This is a genomic window from Achromobacter sp. Root170 (assembly GCF_001428165.1).
GTDB classification, from domain to species: Bacteria; Pseudomonadota; Gammaproteobacteria; order Burkholderiales; family Burkholderiaceae_B; genus Achromobacter; species Achromobacter mucicolens.
In genome coordinates, this window is the sequence record NZ_LMHN01000012.1 from 789,637 (window position 1) to 810,416 (window position 20,780).

At 65.8% G+C, this 20,780-nt stretch carries 17 protein-coding genes; 11 read left to right on the forward strand and 6 right to left on the reverse strand.

Going from position 1 to position 20,780, the window contains the following annotated elements; all coding sequences use genetic code 11:
• Nucleotides 1–86 precede the first annotated feature (86 nt).
• Genes infB through typA form a run of 4 tightly spaced genes read left to right on the forward strand, consistent with a single transcriptional unit; the run spans nucleotide 87 to nucleotide 6,194 of the window.
• Nucleotides 87–3,155, forward strand: coding sequence for a translation initiation factor IF-2 (gene infB, locus ASD87_RS13805; protein WP_056322389.1), 3,069 nt, complete (start codon nucleotides 87–89; stop codon nucleotides 3,153–3,155).
• 21 nt (nucleotides 3,156–3,176) lie between these two features.
• A complete protein-coding gene (gene rbfA / locus ASD87_RS13810; RefSeq protein WP_056322392.1) occupies nucleotides 3,177–3,578 on the forward strand; it encodes a 30S ribosome-binding factor RbfA in 402 nt (133 codons plus the stop codon).
• Between the two features lie 43 nt (nucleotides 3,579–3,621).
• Nucleotides 3,622–4,374 carry a tRNA pseudouridine(55) synthase TruB gene (gene truB / locus ASD87_RS13815; RefSeq protein WP_056322394.1) on the forward strand — a complete coding sequence of 251 codons (753 nt, stop codon included), beginning with the start codon at nucleotides 3,622–3,624 and terminating at the stop codon, nucleotides 4,372–4,374.
• A complete protein-coding gene (typA, locus tag ASD87_RS13820) occupies nucleotides 4,371–6,194 on the forward strand; it encodes a translational GTPase TypA (protein ID WP_056322397.1) in 1,824 nt (607 codons plus the stop codon). Before truB ends, typA begins: the two co-directional genes overlap by 4 nt.
• A 120-nt stretch (nucleotides 6,195–6,314) precedes the next feature.
• On the opposite strand, the gene ASD87_RS13825 is transcribed toward typA, so the two are convergent.
• Complete coding sequence (locus ASD87_RS13825; RefSeq protein ID WP_056322399.1) at nucleotides 6,315–6,713, reverse strand: hypothetical protein; 399 nt, start codon at nucleotides 6,711–6,713, stop codon at nucleotides 6,315–6,317.
• Nucleotides 6,714–6,820: 107 nt separating this feature from the next.
• On the opposite strand from ASD87_RS13825, the gene ASD87_RS13830 reads away from it, so the two are divergent.
• Nucleotides 6,821–7,684 carry a LysR family transcriptional regulator gene (locus tag ASD87_RS13830; RefSeq protein WP_056322402.1) on the forward strand — a complete coding sequence of 288 codons (864 nt, stop codon included), beginning with the start codon at nucleotides 6,821–6,823 and terminating at the stop codon, nucleotides 7,682–7,684.
• A 65-nt stretch (nucleotides 7,685–7,749) separates the two neighbouring features.
• Here ASD87_RS13830 and ASD87_RS13835 read toward each other — a convergent pair whose 3' ends face one another.
• A complete protein-coding gene (locus ASD87_RS13835) occupies nucleotides 7,750–8,376 on the reverse strand; it encodes a TIGR00730 family Rossman fold protein (protein ID WP_056322403.1) in 627 nt (208 codons plus the stop codon).
• Between the two features lie 52 nt (nucleotides 8,377–8,428).
• Here ASD87_RS13835 and polA point away from each other — a divergent pair, with 52 nt between their 5' ends.
• The 3 genes from polA to ASD87_RS13850 all read left to right on the forward strand — a co-directional run bounded on the left by polA (nucleotide 8,429) and on the right by ASD87_RS13850 (nucleotide 12,931).
• Nucleotides 8,429–11,146 (forward strand): DNA polymerase I, encoded by a 2,718-nt coding sequence (gene polA / locus ASD87_RS13840; protein WP_056322407.1) that lies wholly within the window; start codon nucleotides 8,429–8,431, stop codon nucleotides 11,144–11,146.
• Nucleotides 11,147–11,246: 100 nt separating this feature from the next.
• Nucleotides 11,247–12,086 carry a ZIP family metal transporter gene (locus ASD87_RS13845; protein ID WP_056322409.1) on the forward strand — a complete coding sequence of 280 codons (840 nt, stop codon included), beginning with the start codon at nucleotides 11,247–11,249 and terminating at the stop codon, nucleotides 12,084–12,086.
• 56 nt (nucleotides 12,087–12,142) lie between these two features.
• A complete protein-coding gene (locus ASD87_RS13850) occupies nucleotides 12,143–12,931 on the forward strand; it encodes a dienelactone hydrolase family protein (RefSeq protein WP_056322412.1) in 789 nt (262 codons plus the stop codon).
• A gap of 142 nt (nucleotides 12,932–13,073) precedes the next feature.
• Here ASD87_RS13850 and ASD87_RS13855 read toward each other — a convergent pair whose 3' ends face one another.
• Nucleotides 13,074–14,735, reverse strand: coding sequence for a Na/Pi cotransporter family protein (locus ASD87_RS13855; RefSeq protein ID WP_056322414.1), 1,662 nt, complete (start codon nucleotides 14,733–14,735; stop codon nucleotides 13,074–13,076).
• Between the two features lie 175 nt (nucleotides 14,736–14,910).
• Between ASD87_RS13855 and ASD87_RS13860 the strand changes: the two genes are divergently transcribed.
• Entirely contained in the window at nucleotides 14,911–16,302 is a 1,392-nt protein-coding gene (locus ASD87_RS13860) for an L-serine ammonia-lyase (RefSeq protein ID WP_056322416.1), read from the forward strand.
• Between the two features lie 53 nt (nucleotides 16,303–16,355).
• Here the strand turns inward: ASD87_RS13860 and htpX are convergent, their stop codons facing one another.
• Nucleotides 16,356–17,237 (reverse strand): protease HtpX, encoded by an 882-nt coding sequence (htpX, locus tag ASD87_RS13865; RefSeq protein ID WP_056322419.1) that lies wholly within the window; start codon nucleotides 17,235–17,237, stop codon nucleotides 16,356–16,358.
• Between the two features lie 153 nt (nucleotides 17,238–17,390).
• Between htpX and ASD87_RS13870 the strand changes: the two genes are divergently transcribed.
• A complete protein-coding gene (locus tag ASD87_RS13870) occupies nucleotides 17,391–18,245 on the forward strand; it encodes a DMT family transporter (protein ID WP_056322422.1) in 855 nt (284 codons plus the stop codon).
• Nucleotides 18,246–18,284: 39 nt separating this feature from the next.
• A complete protein-coding gene (locus ASD87_RS13875; RefSeq protein WP_056322425.1) occupies nucleotides 18,285–19,136 on the forward strand; it encodes a sulfurtransferase in 852 nt (283 codons plus the stop codon).
• A gap of 57 nt (nucleotides 19,137–19,193) precedes the next feature.
• On the opposite strand, the gene ASD87_RS13880 is transcribed toward ASD87_RS13875, so the two are convergent.
• Together ASD87_RS13880 and ASD87_RS13885 are read right to left on the reverse strand one after the other, a co-directional pair.
• Nucleotides 19,194–19,763: a phosphonate degradation HD-domain oxygenase gene (locus ASD87_RS13880; protein WP_056322428.1), complete on the reverse strand. Its 570-nt coding sequence runs from the start codon at nucleotides 19,761–19,763 to the stop codon at nucleotides 19,194–19,196.
• A gap of 53 nt (nucleotides 19,764–19,816) precedes the next feature.
• A complete protein-coding gene (locus ASD87_RS13885; RefSeq protein ID WP_056322757.1) occupies nucleotides 19,817–20,680 on the reverse strand; it encodes a LysR family transcriptional regulator in 864 nt (287 codons plus the stop codon).
• Between the last annotated feature and the right edge of the window lie 100 nt (nucleotides 20,681–20,780).

A 20,780-nucleotide genomic window follows, 5' to 3' on the forward strand; every position in this document is an offset into this window, starting at 1 on the left:
CGGGTCTGCGGTGGAGGATGCTGCCGCTTCGTCCACCGCAAGTTCACGTTGTTTGTAATAGCTGCCTATAGGGAAGAGAGAGCCTAATGTCGAGTAATACCGTCGCCCAGTTCGCTACCGAGCTGAAAATGCCTGCCAACGTGCTGCTGGATCAGCTGCGTTCGGCTGGCGTTGACCTCAAATCGGTTGACGATTCCGTCACCGACAGCGACAAGGCGAAATTGCTCGAATCGCTGCGTCGCGCACACGGCGCAACCGAAGGCAAGAAGATCACGCTGACGCGCCGCCAGACTTCCGAGATCCGGCAAGCCGACGCCACGGGCCGTTCGCGCACGATCCAGGTCGAAGTGCGCAAGAAGCGCGTCTTCGTCAAGCGCGACCCGTCCGAACTCGCCCTGGAGCAGGCTGCCTCGGCCCGTCCCGAAGAGGAAGCTGCCGAGCAAGCCGCTCCGCAGGTTTCCGCTCCGGCCGCGCCCGCAGTGCCCGAGGCGCCCGCCGCCGCCGAACCTCGCGAAACGGCGTCTGTAGAGGCCGAAGCTCCCGCCCAGGCCGAAGCGCCGCAGCAGGAGCCCGCCGCTGTCGAAGCCGCCGCCCCGGCCGAAGCGCCCGCGGCAACCGAATCCGTCGCGGCCGAAGCGCCCGCCCCCGTCGAGGCCCAAGCGCCCGAAGTTCAGGCCCAGCCTGAACCCGAACCGACGCCGGCGCCTGCTCCTGCCGAGCCCGTGGCCGAAGAGGCCAAGCCCGAAATCAAGACTGAAACCACCGAGCCCAAGGCTGAAGAAGCCAAGCCGGAACCTGCTGTGCTAGCCAATAAGTCCGAAACATCTTCCTCCCAGGCCGCCGCGCCTGTCGCCCAGGCGCAGCCTGCCGCGAAATCCGAATCCGTGAAGCCCGCCGCCAAGCCCGAGGCCGCCGCGCCCGCCGCTGCGCCCAAGGTAGCCTCGCGCGCCGACAATCGTCGCGCCGGGCCGCCGCTGGCCGCTTCCGCCACGACCGCTGGCCGCGACGAAGCCCGCCGCGCCGCCGAGGCCGAGGCCGCCGCGCTGCGCGAAATGCTGAACCGTCCCCGCAAGGTGCTGCGCGCGCCGGAACCGGAAGCGCCCGCTGCCGCGCCGATCTCCGGCACGCTGCACAAGCCCGCCGGCAAGCCCGGCGCCGCGCCCGCGGCCAAGAAGGACGCCAAGCCGGCCGCGCCTGGCGCCAAGAAGACCATCAAGACCGCCGAAGTGTCGTCGACCTGGTCGGACGATTCGTCGCGCAAGAAGCCCGCCGACAAGCCGGCAGCCCCGGCCAGCCGCGATGGCTGGCGTGCAGGCGGCAAGGGCGGTGGCAAGTCGGGCGGCCGTGGTGGCCGCAACCAGCAGAACGACCGCCGCAACGAGCCGGCGCCGCAGGAATTCATCGCACGTGAAGTCCACGTGCCGGAAACCATCAGCGTCGCCGACCTGGCCCACAAGATGTCCGTCAAGGCCGCCGAAGTCATCAAGCAATTGATGAAGCTTGGCCAGATGGTCACCATCAACCAGGTCCTGGACCAGGAAACGGCCATGATCGTGGTCGAAGAACTTGGCCACGTCGCGATCGCCGCCAAGCTGGACGATCCGGAAGCCTTCCTGGACGAATCCGCCACCCAATCCGAAGCCGAACAGCTGCCGCGCGCGCCGGTCGTGACCGTCATGGGCCACGTCGACCACGGCAAGACCTCGCTGCTGGACTACATCCGCCGCGCCAAGGTTGCCGCGGGCGAAGCCGGCGGCATTACGCAGCATATCGGCGCCTATCACGTGCGCACCGAGCGCGGCATGGTCACCTTCCTGGACACCCCGGGCCACGAGGCGTTCACCGCCATGCGTGCCCGCGGCGCCAAGGCGACCGACATCGTGATTCTGGTGGTTGCCGCCGACGACGGCGTGATGCCCCAGACGCGTGAAGCCATCCACCATGCCAAGGCTGCTGGCGTGCCCATCGTCGTGGCCGTGACCAAGATCGACAAGCCCGCCGCCAACCCGGACCGCGTCAAGCAGGAACTGGTTGCCGAAGAGGTCGTGCCTGAAGAATACGGCGGCGACGTGCCGTTCGTGGGCGTGTCCGCCAAGACTGGCCAAGGCATCGACGATCTGCTCGAAAACGTGCTGCTGCAAGCCGAAGTGCTGGAACTGAAGGCGCCGGAAGACGCGCCCGCCAAGGGCCTGGTCATCGAAGCCCGTCTGGACAAGGGCCGCGGCCCGGTCGCGACGATCCTGGTGCAGAGCGGCACGCTCAAGCGCGGCGACGTGGTGCTGGCCGGCGCAAGCTTTGGCCGCGTGCGCGCCATGCTCGACGAAAACGGCAAGCCGATCCAGTCGGCCGGACCGTCGATTCCCGTCGAGATCCAGGGCCTGACCGAAGTGCCGGCCGCCGGCGACGAGCTGATGGCGCTGTCCGACGAGCGCAAGGCGCGCGAAATCGCGCTGTTCCGCCAGGGCAAGTTCCGCGACGTCAAGCTGGCCCGCCAACAGGCCGCCAAGCTGGAATCGATGTTCGACAACCTCGGCGAAGGCACCCAGACCCTCACCCTTATCGTCAAGACCGACGTGCAGGGTTCGCAGGAAGCGCTGGTGCAATCGCTGGTCAAGCTGTCCACCGACGAAGTGCGCGTTCAGGTCGTGCACGCCGCCGTGGGCGGCATCTCGGAAACCGACATCAACCTGGCCATCGCCTCGCACGCCGTCGTCATCGGCTTCAACGTGCGCGCCGACGCCAGCGCCAAGAAGCTTGCCGAGAACAACGGCATCGACGTGCGCTACTACAACATCATCTACGACGCCGTGGATGAAGTTAAGGCCGCCATGTCGGGCATGCTGGCGCCCGAGAAGAAGGAAGAAATCATCGGCCTGGTCGAGATCCGCGAGGTGTACAGCATCTCCCGCCTCGGCAACATCGCCGGTTGTATGGTGCTCGATGGCATCGTGCGCCGCGATTCTCAGGTCCGCCTGCTGCGCAACAACGTGGTTCACTGGACGGGGCACCTCGAATCGCTGCGCCGCTTCAAGGACGACGTCAAGGAAGTCAAGTCGGGCTTCGATTGCGGCCTGACGCTGCGCGGCAACAACGACATCCAGGTGGGCGACCAGCTGGAAGTCTTTGAAATCAAGGAAATTGCGCGCACGCTGTAAAGCAGGCGCCAGGCATTGTTAATGAGCCGTCACAAGTCCAAAGCCATTCCCGGCCGCAATCTGCGGCTGGCCGACCAGATCCAGAAGGATCTGGCCGGGATCATCCAGCGCGAGATCGACACCAAACGCGCTGGATTGATCACGATTTCGGGTGTGGAACTGTCGACCGACTACGCGCATGCCAAGGTGTGGTTCACGGTTTTGGGCGCCGAGCCCGAAGCCGCCGCCACCTTGCTGAACGAGAAGGCCGGCTGGCTGCATTCGCAGCTCTACAAGCTTTTGCACATCCATACCGTCCCCACTTTGCGCTTCTTCCACGACGAGCAAGTCGCTCGTGGCATCGAGATGTCGATCCTCATCGACCGCGCAAACCGCCCCGGCCCGCACTCGGGCGTACCCGACGAGCCAGAAGACCAGTCCTGATCGGGCTGTCGTCACTGCTTCATTTTTTTTCCGGATTCCGACGATGGCTAAACGACGCGGGCTTGCGCTCGACGGTGTGCTGTTGCTTGATAAACCCGTGGGTTTGTCGAGCAATCACGCCTTGCAGCGCGCCAAACGCGCCATGGATGCGGCCAAGGCCGGCCATACCGGCACGCTGGACCCCTTTGCCACCGGCTTGCTGGTGTGCTGCATGGGTCGCGCCACCAAAATTTCCGGCGCGATGCTTGACGCCGACAAGGCATATCGCGCTACGCTGCAATTTGGATCGGAAACCGATTCCGGCGACCTGACGGGCAACGTCACGGCGACCGCCGAACCCGGTTTTACCGTCGAGGAACAGGCTCTGCGCGACGCGCTGTCACGTTTCTCGGGCACCATCGAGCAGATTCCGCCGATGTACTCCGCGCTCAAGCGCGACGGCAAGCCGCTGTACGAGTACGCCCGCGCGGGCATCGAACTGGAGCGGCCGCCGCGCCAGATCACGATATACCGCATCGAGCTGTTGTCCCTCTCCGGGACGCAGGCAGAGATCGATGTGGCTTGCAGTAAAGGCACATACATCCGAACACTGGCCCAGGACATCGGGCGCGTGCTGGGCTGTTTCGCCCACCTGACGGCGCTGCGGCGCACGCACGTCGGGCCCTTCTCTCTGGAACGCGCCGTTGAACTGGAAGCCTTGCAGGCCATGCCAGACCCGAAGCAGGCATTGCTTGCACTGAACGAATTGCCGGAGGGCTTGCTGCCCTCCACCCTGACCTTAAAGGACTCGCTATGACTCGCGCCTTGCGCAACGTCGCCATCATCGCCCACGTGGACCACGGTAAAACAACCCTGGTCGACCAGCTGCTGCGCCAATCCGGCACCTTCCGCGAAAACCAGGCGCTGACCGAACGGGTCATGGACTCGAACGACCTGGAAAAGGAACGCGGCATCACGATTCTGGCCAAGAACTGTGCCGTGGAATACGAAGGTACCCACATCAACATCGTCGACACCCCGGGACACGCGGACTTCGGCGGTGAAGTCGAGCGCGTGCTGTCCATGGTCGACGGCGTGCTGCTGCTGGTGGACGCGGTCGAAGGCCCGATGCCCCAGACCATTTTCGTGACCCGCAAGGCGCTGGCCCTGGGCTTGAAGCCGATCGTCGTGGTCAACAAGGTTGACCGTCCGGGCGCCCGTACGGATTTCGTCATCAACGCCACGTTCGATCTGTTCGACAAGCTGGGCGCCACCGACGAGCAGCTGGACTTCCCGGTCGTGTACGCGTCGGGCCTGTCCGGCTACGCTGGCCTCACGCCGGATGTGCGCGAAGGCGACATGCGTCCGCTGTTCGAAGCCATCCTGCAGCACGTGCCGCAGCGCGAGGACGATCCCAACGGTCCGTTGCAGATGCAGATCATCTCGCTGGACTACAACAGCTACGTCGGCAAGATCGGCGTGGGCCGCATCAACCGTGGCCGTATGCGCCCCGGCATGGAAGTGGCCTACAAGTTCGGTCCCGATGGCCAGGGCGGCCGCGGCCGCATCAACCAGGTGCTGAAGTTCCATGGCCTGGAGCGCATCGTGGTGGACGAAGCCGAAGCCGGCGACATCGTGCTGATCAACGGCATCGAAGACCTGGGCATCGGTTGCACGGTGATGGATCCGGCCAACCAGGAACCGCTGCCGATGCTGCGCATCGACGAGCCGACGCTGACCATGAACTTCATGGTGAACACGTCGCCGCTGGCGGGCCGCGAAGGCAAGTTCGTGACCAGCCGCCAAGTGCGCGACCGCCTGGACCGCGAGCTGAAGTCCAACGTGGCGCTGCGTGTGCGCGACACCGGCGACGACACCGTGTTTGAAGTGTCGGGCCGTGGCGAACTGCACCTGACCATTCTGCTGGAAACGATGCGCCGCGAAGGCTACGAGCTGGCCGTGTCGCGTCCGCGCGTGGTGTTCAAGGAAATCGACGGCGTGAAGTGCGAGCCGTTCGAATCGCTGACCGTTGACGTCGAAGACGCCCACCAGGGCGGCGTCATGGAAGAGCTGGGCCGCCGCAAGGGCGACCTGCAGGATATGCAGCCGGACGGCCGTGGCCGTACGCGCCTGGAATACCTGATCCCGGCCCGCGGCCTGATCGGCTTCCAGAACGAGTTCCTGACGCTGACGCGCGGTACGGGCCTCATGAGCCACATCTTCCACGAATACGCGCCCATCAAGGAAGGCTCCATCGGCGAGCGCCGCAATGGCGTGCTGATCAGCCAGGACAACGGCGACGCCGTGGCCTACGCACTGTGGAAGCTGCAGGATCGCGGCCGCATGTTCGTCAACCCGGGCGATGCGCTGTACGAAGGCATGATCATCGGCATCCACAGTCGCGACAACGACCTGGTCGTGAACCCGATCAAGGGCAAGCAGCTGACCAACGTGCGCGCCTCCGGCACCGACGAAGCCGTGCGCCTGGTTCCGCCGATCCAGATGTCGCTGGAATACGCCGTGGAATTCATCGACGACGACGAACTGGTCGAAATCACCCCGAAGTCGATCCGTCTGCGCAAGCGCTACCTGCTCGAGAACGAGCGCAAGCGCGCCGCGCGCGAATCCGCAGTCTAAGCTTGCCGGCGGCAGCCTGCCGCCAACAAGCCCGGCCAATGAAAAGCCGCGCACCTTTGGGTGCGCGGCTTTTTGCATGTTGGGCGGGTGCCAGGCATCGCAGGACGTGGCGCCGCCCGCTTACGAGGCGCTGTGCTGGTGCCGGTATTCCTGCGTGCGTCCGCCATAGCCGTAGGCGGCCGCGCGCGCGTCGATGACGTGCACATAGCAGCATTCGTGCAGCTCGCCCAGGATGTCCGCGAAAGCCGCGTAGATCTCCTTGATGAAGCGCGCTTTCTCGGCCTTGGTGTTGGTCTCGTCCGTCACGCTGATATCCAGATGGAATGCGTTCTTGCCCAGTTCCGACAAGCGACGCCCGCCGATGAACCAGAGGTCGTGCGCAATGTGCTGCAGCGTGATGGCGATGACGGGCAGCTTTTTTCCGAGGACGGACTGGGTCAGCCCGGCGACGGACTCGACGATGCGGTGGTCGATGGCGGCATCGGGCGTGCCGGAACGATGGATGACGATGTGGGGCATGACGGCTCTCCGGGTGGGGTAGGTACGGCGCCAGTGTAGAAAGCGCATTGACATCGGAAAAGCGGGAATTTACGATTTCATCCATCGTATTTGCCGTTGGATAGGCCATGAGCGGATTTGACCTGGACCAGCTGCGCACCCTGGTCGCCGTGCTGGACGCGGGCAGCCTGACGGCAGCCGCGCCCAAGGTGTTCCTGTCGCAGTCTTCGGTCAGTGAACAGATGCGCAAGCTGGAGGACAAGGCGGGCCAGCCGCTGCTGGTGCGCGGCAAGACGGGCGTGCGCGCAACGCCCGCCGGCCAGCGCCTGCTGGCGCATGCGCGCACGATCCTGGCCCTGAGCGACGAGGCCTACCGCGACCTGCGCGGCGTGGCGCTGCGCGGCGAACTGCGGCTGTGCATCACGGATTACTTCCGCCCCGGCGACGTCGCCCGCCTGCTGCGGCGGCTGAGCGAGCAATACCCGCAGGTGCGGCTGCACGTCACCATCATGAAGAGCGGGGCGATCGAGGCCGCTTACGAGCGCGGCGAGATCGACGTCGGCATCTCCATGGTCATCCAGGAGCGGGGCGCGGCGCGCGGCCGGGCCAATGGCGCGCTATTGCGGCGCGAACCGCTGCTGTGGATGGCAGCCGAGGGCGCGACGCCGCCGCTGGCCGAACCGTTGCCCTTGCTGGCCCTGCCGGAGACGTGCGCCTTGCGCCAATACGTTGAGCGGCTGTTGGCTCGCCGCAGCCTTCCTTATGTCGTGTCGCACGAGGCGTCCGGCGTGGCGGGATTGCAGCTGGCGGTGGCGGCGGGACTGGGCGTGGCGTGCCTGAACGAATCGGCGCTTGGCGCCGGCATGGCGAGGCTGCAGGCGCCTGGCCTGCCGGCGTTGCCGTCGGTGGAATTCCGGCTGCTAGCGGCCCGCCCCGGCGAAAGCGAGTTCGTGGGGCTGGCGCGCGAGGCCATCGTCAAGGCGATGACCTAGGGGCATTGCCTTGACGATGGCTGGCCGCGCCCGCGGGGCATGCGGCCCCGAACGGGCGTGCGGGATCAGGCGGGAAGGGAAGGGGCGTATTGCTCGTCGGACATCACGCGTTCGTGGAACTCGACTACCTTGCGCACGACCTTCACGGGATCGTCTTCGATGATGAAAAGATCCAGGTCATGCGCGCCGATCATGCCATTGCCGAGCACCTGATCGCCAAGCCATTCGGCAAGGCCCGACCAGTACTCGCTGCCGACCAGGACGATGGGGGCCGGGGGGACCTTGCCGGTCTGGATGAGCGTCAACGCTTCGAAGAGTTCGTCCAGGGTGCCAAAGCCGCCCGGCATCGCCACGTAGGCGAAGCTGTGCATGAAGAATGCCGCCTTGCGAGGGAAAAAGTACTCGAAGGACAGGCTGATGGTCTGGTATTCGTTGTTGTGCGCTTCGTGCGGCAGGCTGATGTTCAAGCCGACGCTCGTGCCTCCTGATTCGAATGCACCTTTGTTGGCGGCTTCCATGATGCCGGGGCCGCCACCCGCGATGACGGCAAAGCCTGCTTCGGCCAGGGCCGAGGAAATCGCGATGGTGGTTTCATAGTACGGGGAATTACGGCTGACTCGTGCGCTACCGAAAACGCTGACTGCGGGCCCGATGTGTGCGAGCTTGTCTGCCGCCGTCCTTATCTCTGACATAATCAGCGGAATTTGTTTGCCGGCGGGTGTATCCATATCTGCCTTTGTAACCATGAAAAAAACCTTATTACTGGTCGACGGTTCAAGTTACTTGTACCGCGCTTTCCACGCTATGCCTGATTTGCGCAACGCGCAAGGCGAACCTACGGGTGCGATTTACGGCGTGGTCAATATGCTGCGCAAGCTTGTATCGGACTATAAGGCAGAGTATGCCGCATGTATTTTCGATGCTCGCGGCAAGACTTTCCGGGACGACCTGTATCCGGAGTACAAGTCGCACCGTCCGCCCATGCCCGAAGACCTTGCAGCACAAATCGATCCCATCCATCGCGCGGTGCGCGCGCTGGGCTGGCCGGTGCTGGCCATCGAGGGTGTCGAGGCCGACGACGTCATTGGCACGTTGGCACATCGTGCCGCGCAGCACGACGTGCACACCATCGTCTCTACGGGCGACAAGGACCTGGCGCAGCTGGTGAACAGCCACGTCACCCTGGTCAACACGATGAGCGGCGAGGTCTTGGACGAGGCCGGCGTCGTGAACAAATTCGGCGTGCCGCCCGACCGTATCGTGGATTACCTGATGCTGGTGGGTGACACGGTCGACAATGTGCCGGGCGTCACCAAGGTGGGCCCCAAGACGGCCGCCAAATGGATTACGGAATTTGGCTCCATCGACAAACTGGTCGAAGGCGCAGAGGGCATCAAGGGGGTGGCCGGCAACAACCTGCGCGAGGCCATTCCCAATTTCCCGCTGACGCGCCAGCTTCTGACGGTCAAGTGCGATTGCGATCTGACCGGGCACGTCGACGGCGTCGATGACCTGACGCCGCGTGCGCGCGACGACGCGACGCTGACCGAACTGTACGAACGCTACGGGTTCCGCACCTGGCTGCGCGACCTGACCGGTGACGCCGAGCGCGTGCCCGCGGGTGACGCCCGCATCGCGCACGAGGCACCGGCCGCGCCGGAGACCACCGACTACCGCATCATTTCCGACTGGGCGGCGTTCGACGCCTGGATGGAACTGGTGCAACAGACTGCGCTGGTTGCGCTGGATACCGAAACGACGTCGCTGGACGAAATGCAGGCCCGGCTGGTGGGCTTGTCGATGTCGGTAGCGCCCGGCGTGGCCTGCTACATCCCCGTCGCGCATAGGGGGCCGGATGGCGCAGTCCAGTTGCCCAAGGACGAGGTGCTGGCACGGCTCAAGCCGTGGCTGCAAGACCCGGCAAGCGCAAAGCTGCTGCACCACGCCAAGTACGACACGCACGTTTTCGCCAACGAAGGCATCCGCCTGGCGGGCGCCGCCGAAGACAGCATGCTTCAGGCCTACGTGCTGGAGTCGCATCGCGGCGTGGGCTTGAACGATCTGGCGCAGCGCTTTTTGGGCCGTAGCGGCGTGTCGTACGAGGATCTGTGCGGCAAGGGCGCCAAGCAGATCGGTTTTGACGAGGTGGCGGTCGACAAGGCCGGGCATTACGCGGCCGAGGACGCCGACTTCACGCTGCAACTGCATCAGGTGCTGCGCCCGATGGTCGCCGCCGACGAGGGGCTCGAACGCATCTATCGCCTGGAAATGCAGGTGTCGGCGGTGCTGACCACGATCGAGCGCAACGGCGTGAAGGTCGATGCTGCGGAACTGGGCCGCCAAAGCAACAAGCTGGGGCAAGAGATGCTGCAGCTCGAGCAGAAGGCCTACGAGCTGGCGGGCCAGCCGTTCAATCTGAATTCTCCCAAGCAGCTGGGCGAGATCCTGTTCGGCCGCATGCAGCTTCCGGTGGTGCGCAAGACCGCGAGCGGCGCGCCGTCCACGGACGAGGAAGTGCTGAGCAAGCTGGCGCTGGACTACCCGCTGCCGCAGGTGCTGCTGGAGTACCGCGGGCTGTCCAAGCTGAAGTCGACATACACCGACAAGCTGCCGCGCATGATCAATCCGGCGACGGGCAGGGTGCATACGCATTATTCCCAGGCCGCCGTCATCACCGGGCGCCTTGCGTCATCCGATCCCAACCTGCAGAACATTCCGGTGCGCACCGAGGCCGGCCGGCGCGTTCGTGAGGCGTTCATCGCCGAGCAGGGCATGCTGCTGTCCGCGGACTATTCGCAGATCGAGCTGCGCATCATGGCGCACGTCTCGGACGATGCCAACCTGCAAAGCGCCTTCGCGGCGGGCGAGGACATCCACCGCGCCACCGCCTCCGAAGTGTTCGGCGTGCCGCTGGAAGGCGTGACGACCGATCAGCGCCGTGCTGCCAAGGCCATCAACTTCGGCCTCATCTACGGCATGGGCGTGTTCGGCCTGGCATCCAACCTGGGCATCACGCGCGACGCCGCGCAGGCCTACATCGACCGCTACTTTGCGCGCTATCCGGGCGTGGCGATGTACATGGAAAACACGCGGCGCCTGGCGCGCGAGCAGGGCTACGTGGAAACCGTCTTCGGACGCCGGCTGCAGTTGCCGGAAATCCGGGGGGCGTCGGGTCCGCGCCGACAGGGCGCCGAGCGCGCGGCGATCAACGCCCCCATGCAAGGCACGGCGGCCGATCTCATCAAGATGGCGATGGTGGCCGTGCAGGACTGGCTGGACGCAGAAAACCTGAAGACGCGCATGATCATGCAGGTGCACGATGAACTGGTGCTGGAAGCGCCCGACGACGAGCTGCAAGTGGTCAAGGAAGCGCTGCCGCGCCTGATGTGCAACGTGGCGACGCTGCGCGTGCCGCTGGTGGCGGAAGTGGGCGTCGGCAAGAACTGGGAGCAGGCGCACTAGGCTTTGACTGGGCTGGGCCGTCTTCGGACGGCCCATTTCCGATTTTTGGTTTGAAACAATATAATGTTGCGCTTCCCCCCGCCTTAATTTTCCCCCCCTCATGTTGCTGCTCTGGGTTCTGCTCGCCACCATCACTGGCGGCCTGATTGCCGTCCTTATCGCGAGCTGGCTCGCGTACAAGGTCTTTGCCAAATACCTGCATCACATGGTGAGCCTGTCGGTCGGCGTGCTGCTGTCCGTGGCGCTCCTGCATCTGCTGCCCGAGGCATTCGAGACGGGGGTGGGCAACGCCCACGTGCTCTTCGGGCTGATGCTGGCGTCGCTGATCGGCTTTTTCGTGCTGGAGAAGATTGCGCTGCTGCGCCACAGCCATCACCACGAGGGCGACGGCCACCACCATCACAAGGGCCACGACCGCCACGAGGCGGGGCGCGGCGGGATGCTGATCCTGATCGGCAGTTCGCTGCACAACCTGAGTGACGGCGTGCTGATCGCCGCGGCGTTCCTGACCGATCCGCTGCTGGGCGTGCTGACGGCCGCGTCGATCATCATCCACGAAGTGCCGCACAAGCTGGGCGACTTCGTGGTGCTGCTCAACGCCGGCCTGCGCCGCCGCCGCGCCTTCGCGCTGATTCTGTTCACCAGCTTGTGTTCAGCGGTCGGCGGCATAATAGGGTACTTCGTGCTGCAGCAGGCGCAGGAGTGGACGCCGTACATCCTGGTGATTGCCGCCAGCAGCTTCCTGTACATCTCGGTGGCCGACCTGATGCCGCAGATGCACGAGCGGGTATCCCTGTCCGATGCCGTCCCGCAGTTGCTGCTGGTCGGTGTGGGCGTGGCGCTGATCTACAGCGTCACGACGCTGATGCACCACGGGCACGACCATGACGCACACGCGGATCAAGGCGTGTCCCAGGCAGAGCACGGCCACCGGCACTAGCGCAGGTGGCGCGGCGGGGATGGCCGGCTTTCGTCGACCCAACCAAGGAGTTCTCCATGAGTTTTTCCACCGCCGCCGGCAATGTCGCCCCCACCGTGATCCACACGGACACGCAGGGCCTGGTCCACGGGGATTTCAAGCTTCCCGTGACGGACGGTTCGATCAACGCGTATTACGCCGCGCCCGAAGGCCAGCGTGACCTGCCGGTCGTGCTGGTGATCCAGGAAATCTTCGGCGTGCACGAACACATCAAGGACATCTGCCGCCGGGTGGCCAAGGCCGGTTACCTGGCCGTTGCCGCCAACCTCTATCAACGCCAGGGCGACGCGTCGGTCTATACCGATATCCCGAAGCTCATTTCGGAAATCGTCAGCAAGGTGCCTGACGAACAGGTGTACGCCGACCTGGACGCCAGCGTGGCGTGGGCCGCCGCCAATGGCGGTGACGCGCGCCGCGTGGCGGTGACGGGTTTCTGCTGGGGCGGCCGCCTGACCTGGATGTACGCGGCGCACAATCCCGACGTGAAGGCGGGCGTGGCGTGGTACGGCAAGCTCAGCGTGGGCCACGGTCCGCTCATCAAGCGCGTCGCGCTGGACGTGACCCACGAGCTGCATGGCCCCGTCCTGGGCCTTTACGGCGGCCGTGACGCCAGCATTCCGCTGTCGGACGTGGAAACCATGAAGACGAAACTGGCCGCCGGCAACGCCGCCGCCAAGCAGTCCGAGATCGTGGTCTACCCCGAAGCCGACCACGCGTTCCTGGCGGACTACCGGGCCAGCTACCACCCCGAGGCCGCGAAGGATGGCTGGAAGCGGATGCTGGCGTGGTTCAAGCGGTACCTGTAAGGCGGGGAGGGTGAGCCACCAGGTTGGCCCGCCGGATGTGCCCGATGCAAAAGAAAGCCGACCCGCTGGTCGGCTTTTTCGTGCGTCAGCGTGCTTGGGACGGTGTCAGACACCCGGCGCTGGCGGCTTACCTATTCACTATTCAATTGCCCGCCTCGCGCAGGCGGCTGGGCAGGAGCTCGCCGTGGCGGGCCAGCAAGGGGTACGCCGCCGCGCCCACCAGGTGCGAGTTGATGCCCTTCATGTCCCGCAGGATGTCCAGGTACAGTGCGCCCACTTCCGCGGCGTCGACCTGGCCGGACTTGATCTTCTGCAGGTGAGTGTCGGCCGCCTGGGTTTCGATCGTGCGAAAGCGCGCCTTTTCGCCGGCCAGCGAGCGCGCCTGGCGCAGGTCGTCGTTCACGAAGAGCGCGGCCGCCGTGCGTTGGTTGGCGATGAGCTGGCCCAGGGTGTCGTCCAGGCTGGCGCGTTGCTCGGGCGAGAAAGTCCAGCCCTGCTTGCGCAGCTTGGCCACGTGGCTCAGCAAGCCGTGATGGGCGATATCGCCCGCGTGGCCGATGTTGCTGGTGAACGCCAGAATGTCGTCCAGCCGCTGGAGGTCCTCGCGCGTCATGTTCTCCTGGTCGAGTGTCGCCAGGTAGGTGGTGATGGCGTTTTCCAGCTTGTCCAGCGCGCCGTCCAGCTGGCGCGCCTGCACCATGCGGTGGCGGTTGTCGCGCTTGAAGCCGGCCCGCGCGTAGAGCAGCAGCGTCTGCAGCATGTCGGCCATGCGCAGCGCCTCGCGCGCGGCATTGCCCAGTGCCACGGCGGGCACGTCGTGGGCCCATTCGTCCAGGTATTGGGGGCGGGACGGGTCGTTCGGGTCGGCGCGCTTGGGCAGCCAGCGGGTCAGCAGCGCGGCGTACGGCGTCAGGATCGGCAGGAAGGCCAGGGCGATGACGGCATTGAACAGGGTGTGGAAGTTGGCGACCGCGCGGGCGGGGTCGCTCGCCAGATCGCTCATCCAGGGCTCCAGGAAAGGCAACAGCAGCAGCCCGGCCAGCACGCCCAGCACCCGCGTCAGCAGATTGCCCAGCGGCAGGCGGCGGGCGGCGGGGTCGTCGCCCGTCACGCCTTCGATCATCGGGTTGATCGCCGTGCCCAGGTTGGCGCCCAGCACCAGCGCAAACGCCACGTGCGGCGCGACCATGTTGTGGCTGGCCAGCGACATCACCAGCACCACGACGGCCACGCTGGAGTGCGCGGCCCACGTGAATGCGGCGGACAGCAAGACCGCGGCGACCGGCTGGGTCGACAGGGCGGCAAGAATCATCCCCAACATGGGCGCGGTCTGAAACGGCGCGAAGAGTTCGACGAGCTGGTGCAGCGACAGCAGGAGCAGGCCCAGGCCGATGAAGACCCGGCCCAGGTCGCGGGTGCGGCCGGGCGGATAGCGCCGGAACATCCAGACGCCGGCCAGGATCAGGATCGGGGCGAGCTCGGTCAGGTCGAAGGACAGCAGCTGGACGATCAGCGTGGTGCCCACGTTGGCGCCCAGCATCGCCGCCAGCGCCGGCACCAGACCGACCACGCCGCCCGCGGCAAAACCGGTGATCATCAGGCCGGTGGCGGTGCTGCTTTGCAGCGCGGCCGTGATGCCAAGGCCCGCAAAAAAGGCCCGCAACCGCGTGCCCAGGGCGCGTCCCAAGGCCGCGCCCAGCGCCGCCCCGAACGCGCGCTGCACGCCGGTTTGGACCATATGCACGCCCCAAAGCAGCAGCGCGACGTAGCCGGCGAAGTCAAGCAGGGTAATGAGTCCAGACATGCAGGCGTTTTTCCGTTCTTTTTATGACAAGTAATAATTCTGTAATGATCGCATGCCGGGGCAGGCTTTGGCACCCGGCGCGAAGATACAGGATACGCCGGGCGGGGCTTTGCTGCGTGCGCCCGGGCTCGCGCGTATCATTGCCTGATCGTTGGTGGATGTATTGGAGTTTGGCGTGGCCGTTTCCGTTTTCGATCTGTTCAAGATAGGCATTGGCCCGTCGAGCTCTCATACCGTGGGCCCGATGCGGGCGGCGCTGCTATTTGCGCAAGGGCTGGAGCGCGACGGCCTTGTTCCGCGCGTGGCCAGCGTGCGGGCCGAACTGTACGGATCGCTGGGCGCCACCGGCAAGGGGCACGGCACCGACAAGGGGGTGCTGCTGGGCCTGATGGGCGAGGCGCCGGATACGGTCGACCCCGCGGCCATCGCCGGCATGATTGCCTCGGTGCGCGCCAGCCGGCAGTTGCCGTTGCTGGGCAAGTACCCGCTGCCCTTCGTGGAAAAGGAACACATGATGTTCTACCGCCGCGAAGCCATGGCCGAACACCCCAACGGCATGAAATTCCACGCATTCGACGCCGACGGCCAGTCCCTGCGCGAGGCCCGCTACCTGTCGGTGGGCGGCGGCTTCGTCGTCACCGCCGGCGCCTCCAACAGCCAGGTCATCGCGGCGCACGACCAGTTGCCGTACCCGTTTCGCATGGGGCGGGAACTGCTGGCCATGTGCCAGGACAACGGTTTGACCGTCGCCCAGGTCATGATGCAGAACGAGCTGACCTGGCGCGAAACCTCGGAGGTCAATGCCGGCCTGGACCGCATCTGGCAGGTCATGCAGGACTGCGTGGCGCGCGGCTGCGGCATCAACTATCCGGAAGCGGACGGCGAGTTGCCCGGCCCGTTGCGCGTGCGCCGGCGCGCCCCCGAGCTCTACCGCAATCTCACCCAGCGGGCCGAGCGCACGTTGTCTGACCCGCTTTCTGTCATGGATTGGGTGAACCTGTACGCGATGGCCGTCAACGAAGAGAACGCGGCGGGCGGCCGGGTGGTCACGGCGCCGACCAACGGCGCGGCGGGCATCATTCCAGCCGTGCTGCACTATTACGACCGTTTCGTGCCGGGCGCCAACCGCGAGGGCGTGCGCGAATTCCTGCTGACCGCGGCGGCGATCGGGCTGCTCTACAAGTACAACGCGTCGCTGTCAGGCGCGGAAGTGGGCTGCCAGGGCGAAGTCGGCGTGGCCTGTTCGATGGCGGCCGGCGGACTGGCGGCGGCGCTGGGCGGGTCGGTGGAGCAGGTGGAAAACGCGGCCGAGATCGGCATGGAGCACAACCTGGGTCTGACCTGCGATCCCGTCGGCGGACTGGTGCAGATTCCCTGTATCGAACGCAACGCCATGGCCTCGGTCAAGGCCGTGAACGCCGCCCGCATGGCGCTGCGGGGCGACGGTCAGCACTACGTGTCGCTGGATTCGGTCATCAAGACCATGCGCGAAACCGGCGCCGACATGAAAACCAAGTACAAGGAAACGGCGCGGGGCGGTTTGGCGGTGAATATCGTCGAGTGCTGAGTTGCACGCAAAAAAAGCCCGCCGAAGCGGGCTTTTTTGCGGCCGGTGACCGGTCAGATCACGCGGGCGTTCTGCAGCGCCGCGATGCGGGCCGGGATCGGCGGGTGCGAGGCGAACATGGCCGCCAGGCCGCCCTTGCCGGTGATGCCGGACGCTTCGAAGGACTTGGGCAGTTCGCCCGGTTCCAGGCCGCCCAGGCGGGCGAGCGCGCGGATCATCGGTTCGCGGGCGCCCATCAGGTGGGCCGAGCCGGCGTCGGCGCGGTATTCGCGCTGGCGCGAGAACCAGGCCACGATGATCGAGGCCAGCACCCCGAAGATGATTTCACAGACCAGCACGGTGACGAAGTACCCGGGGCCGATGCCGCGTTCGTTCTTGAACACGACGCGGTCGATGAAGTAGCCGACCACGCGCGCCAGGAAGATGACGAAGGTGTTCACCACGCCCTGGATCAGGGTCAGGGTGACCATGTCGCCGTTGGCGATGTGCGCGACTTCGTGCGCCAGCACGGCCGCGACTTCCTCTTCGGTCATGCTTTCGAGCAGGCCCGTGGACACCGCGACCAGGGAGTCGTTCTTGAATGCGCCCGTGGCAAATGCGTTGGGGGCGCCTTCGTAGATGGCGACTTCGGGGCGGCCGATGCCGGCGCGGTCGGCCAGTTGGTGGACGGTGTCGACCAGCCAGGCCTCGCGCTGGTTGCGGGGCGAGTTGGGATCCAGCACCTGCGCGCCCGTGCTCCATTTGGCCATTGGCTTGCTCATGAGGAGCGAGATAATGGCGCCGGTGAAGCCGACCACGACCGAGAAGATCAGGAGCGCGTTGAAGTTGATCCCGTTGGCCGTGATGACACGGTCCACGCCCAGGATGCGAAGCGTGGCCGACAGCACGAGCATGACGGCCAGGTTGGTAATGACGAACAGAACAATGCGTTTCATGTTTTTTATATTCCTCTGCGAGCGGCAAATACCCGGATTTCGACATGGCGGAGCCTTGCCAGTTCCCCGACTCGCCGGCTCCTCGCCCGGTGACGGAGAGTATAGTATCGCTTTCCCTTATTCCTTCCCCCTTTTCCCTTAGCGTAGACCCGCATGCAAGCACTTTGGATGTTGGTGGCGTCCGCCATGTTCGCCATCATGGGGTCGTTCGTGAAGCTCGGCACCGAACACGGCGCATCGCTGCCGCAGGTCGTGCTCTTTCGCGGCCTGCCGTCGGTGATCCTGCTGCTGCTCTGGGCGCGCGCCGGCCGCCAGTCCATCATTCCCACGAGCTGGAAGCTGCACATCTGGCGCAACCTGTCCGGCGTCACCTCGATGTGGCTGGGCTTTTTTGCCATTTCCCATCTGCCGCTGGCCACCGCCACCAGCCTGAACTACACGGCGCCGCTGTTCATCGCCTGCTGGATGCTGGGATGGGGCGGGGCGCAGCGCGACCCGGTGCGGATCCTGGCCGTGGTGCTGGGCTTTCTGGGCGTGATCGCCGTGCTGCGGCCAAGCATCAACGACGACCAGTGGCTTGCCGCCCTGCTCGGCATGGGGGCGGGGGCCATGTCCGCCATTGCGATGATGCAGATCCGCCAATTGGGCCGCATTGGCGAACCCGAATGGCGCACCGTGCTGTTCTTTTCGGTGGCCGTGTGCGCCTCCAGCGCCGCCGGCCTGGCGTTCGAGGGCTGGGGCTACGCGGACTGGACCGGCTACCTGTCGCTCCTGGGCGTGGGCGTCGCGGGGCTGTTCGGGCAGTTGGCCATGACCCGGGCGTTCGGCATGGGGTCGGCGCTGCTGACCGCCGCCCTGCAATACAGCACCATCATCTTCGCGGCACTGATCGGCATGGGCTTCTGGGGCGACCATCTGGACGTCGTGGCCTGGGCCGGCATGGGCCTCATCATTTTCGCGGGCCTGCTGTCGGTGTGGCGCACCATGCGCGACCCCAAGCCGGGCTGATCCCGGCGCCCGCCGCTTTTCACACCGGAGCCCCATCGCATGACGACGACCCTGATCACCGCCGCCGATCTCTCTGCACGCCTTGACTCGCCCGACGTGCGCGTGTTCGACGTGCGCCATGACCTGACCAATCATTCGGCGGGCCGCCAGGCCTATGACGCTGGCCACATCCCCGGGGCCCGCTTCCTGGATCACGAAACCGAGCTGGCTGCCGCCCGCACCGGCAAGAACGGACGGCATCCGCTGCCCGACCGGGCGCAATTCGGCGCCCTGATGGCCGCGCATGGCGTGACGCCCGGCACGCTGGTGGTGGCCTACGACGCCAGCGGCGGCATGTACGCGGCGCATCTGTGGTGGATGCTGCGCTGGCTGGGCCATGACCGGGTCGCCGTGCTGGATGGCGGGTGGCAGGCCTGGACGGCTGCGGGGCTGCCCGTCAGCCACGACCCGGCGCCGGCGGTGCAGCCGGGCACGCCTGTCGAACCGGGCAAGTCCCTGGCGGGCACGGTCGATGCCCAGGCGGTGCTGGCCAACATCGCCCAGCCGTCGTTCACAGTCGTCGACGCGCGCGCCGCCAACCGGTATCGCGGCGAAGTCGAACCCATGGACCCGGTGGCCGGCCATATCCCCGGCGCGCTGAACCGCCCGAACGGCGAAAACCTGCAGCCCGATGGCCGATTCAAAACGGCCGAGCAGCTGCGCGCGGAGTTCGGCAGCCTGCTGGCCGGGCGCGACCCAGCCTCGGTCGTCCACCAGTGCGGCTCGGGCATCACGGCCTGCCACAACCTGCTGTCCATGGAGATTGCCGGCCTGACGGGCTCGCGCCTCTATCCGGGGTCGTGGAGCGAATGGTGCAGCGATCCCGCCCGGCCGGTAGCCAAGGGCGATTAAACGAACAAAAAGCCAGGGCAACGCACCCTGGCTTTTTTCATGGGCGGTGCGCGGCCGTTACCAGACGGCGGCCAGCTTGACGCGGCCGGACACACTTTCGGCGATCTCCAGGAAGTGGTCGAGGGGTGGGGTGGCCAGCCCCGGCACCTTGGCCATGTCGTCCCAGCGCCGCAGACGGATCGCGTCCGGCGCGCCGGGCATGCTGGCGAAGTCGACCGCCTGGCCCGCGTCGAAACTGCCGCCCTGCAGCGCCAGGCTGCGGCGGGAATCGTCCGACAGCTTCGCTTCGTACTGCGGTTCCACGTAGCAGAGGTAGCGCTTGGCTTCCACGTGCAGCCGGATGGGGTCCAGCACGGCGGAACTGAACAAGCCGCGCAGGAAGGGCAGCACGAAATACTGATGCTTGTCGTCGATGCCGCGCAGCGTGGGCGTGCCCGGCCGGTCGGCGATCAGATGGCCCAGGTCATGCAGCAGGCAGGCCGTGATGAGATGGGCCTTGGCGCCGTGCTGTTCGGCCAGTGCGGCCGTTTGCAGCGCATGGCGCAGATGGCTGACGGATTCGCCGTCATAGGACCGGTGTCCGCGTTCAAGGAAAAGCTGTTCGATGTCCTGCAGGGTCAAGGCCATGGTTGTCTCCTGAGTGGCCGCAAGGGGAAGAGGCGGGACAGTGACCGCGACGGTCAGCCGGCTGCCGGCGCCATCTCCAGAAAGCGCGCGATGAGTTGCACCGGTTGGCGCTCGCGCAAGCAGTACAGGTATTCATTCATCACGATGCCGGCGTCCTGGATGTCCAGGGCCGCCAGATCGGGATGGGACGGAATTTCGCGTGAAGGGATGAGGCTGATGCCCAGTTCGCACAGGATGGCCTGGCGGATCGACTCGCGGCTGCCGATCTCCAGCGTGCGGCGCACGGTGACGCCGGCCGCCCGCAGCGCGTCTTCGGTCAGTTGGCGCGTCATGGAGCCGGGTTCGCGCAGCAGCAGCGCATGCTCGGCCAGATCGGCCAGCCGCACCTGGCCGCGCCGGGCCAGCGGATGATCGCGATGCGCCACCACGCGGATCGGGTCCGCGGCGATCTTGCGGCGGTACAGGTGCTTGTCATCCATCAGAAAGGAAGACGTGGCAATCTCGATGCGGTAATCCTGCAGCGCCTGCAGCATCGACTGCGAATTGCCGATCGTGACCGTCAGGTCGATGCCGGGATAGCGCTGGTTGTAGCGCCGCACGGTATCCATGATGTAGTAGGGGCCGGTCGCGCCAATGCGCAGGTTGCCCTCGCGCAGGTCGCTCGCGTCGCGCAGCCGGAAGTCGATCTCGGTCTCCTGCTGCACCAGCTTCTCGACCATCGGCATCAGGTTTTGCCCGGCGTCCGACAGCCGCATGCCGCGCCCCTGCCGATGAAACAGCTCGATGCCATAGCGCGATTCAAGCTGGCGCAATTGCCCCGTCACCGTGGGCTGGCTGACGCCCAGCTGGGCGGCGGCCTTGGTGACGGTTCCGCAGCGGGCCACGGCATAGAAGGATTTGAGTTCGGCGACGAGCACGGTCGGGGGGCGAAGGTTGGACGCAATGCGCAAGACCGCCAGTACACCAAAATAATTTGATGTTTTTATTACTGCATTTGCGCGAAGTGTCATAAACGCT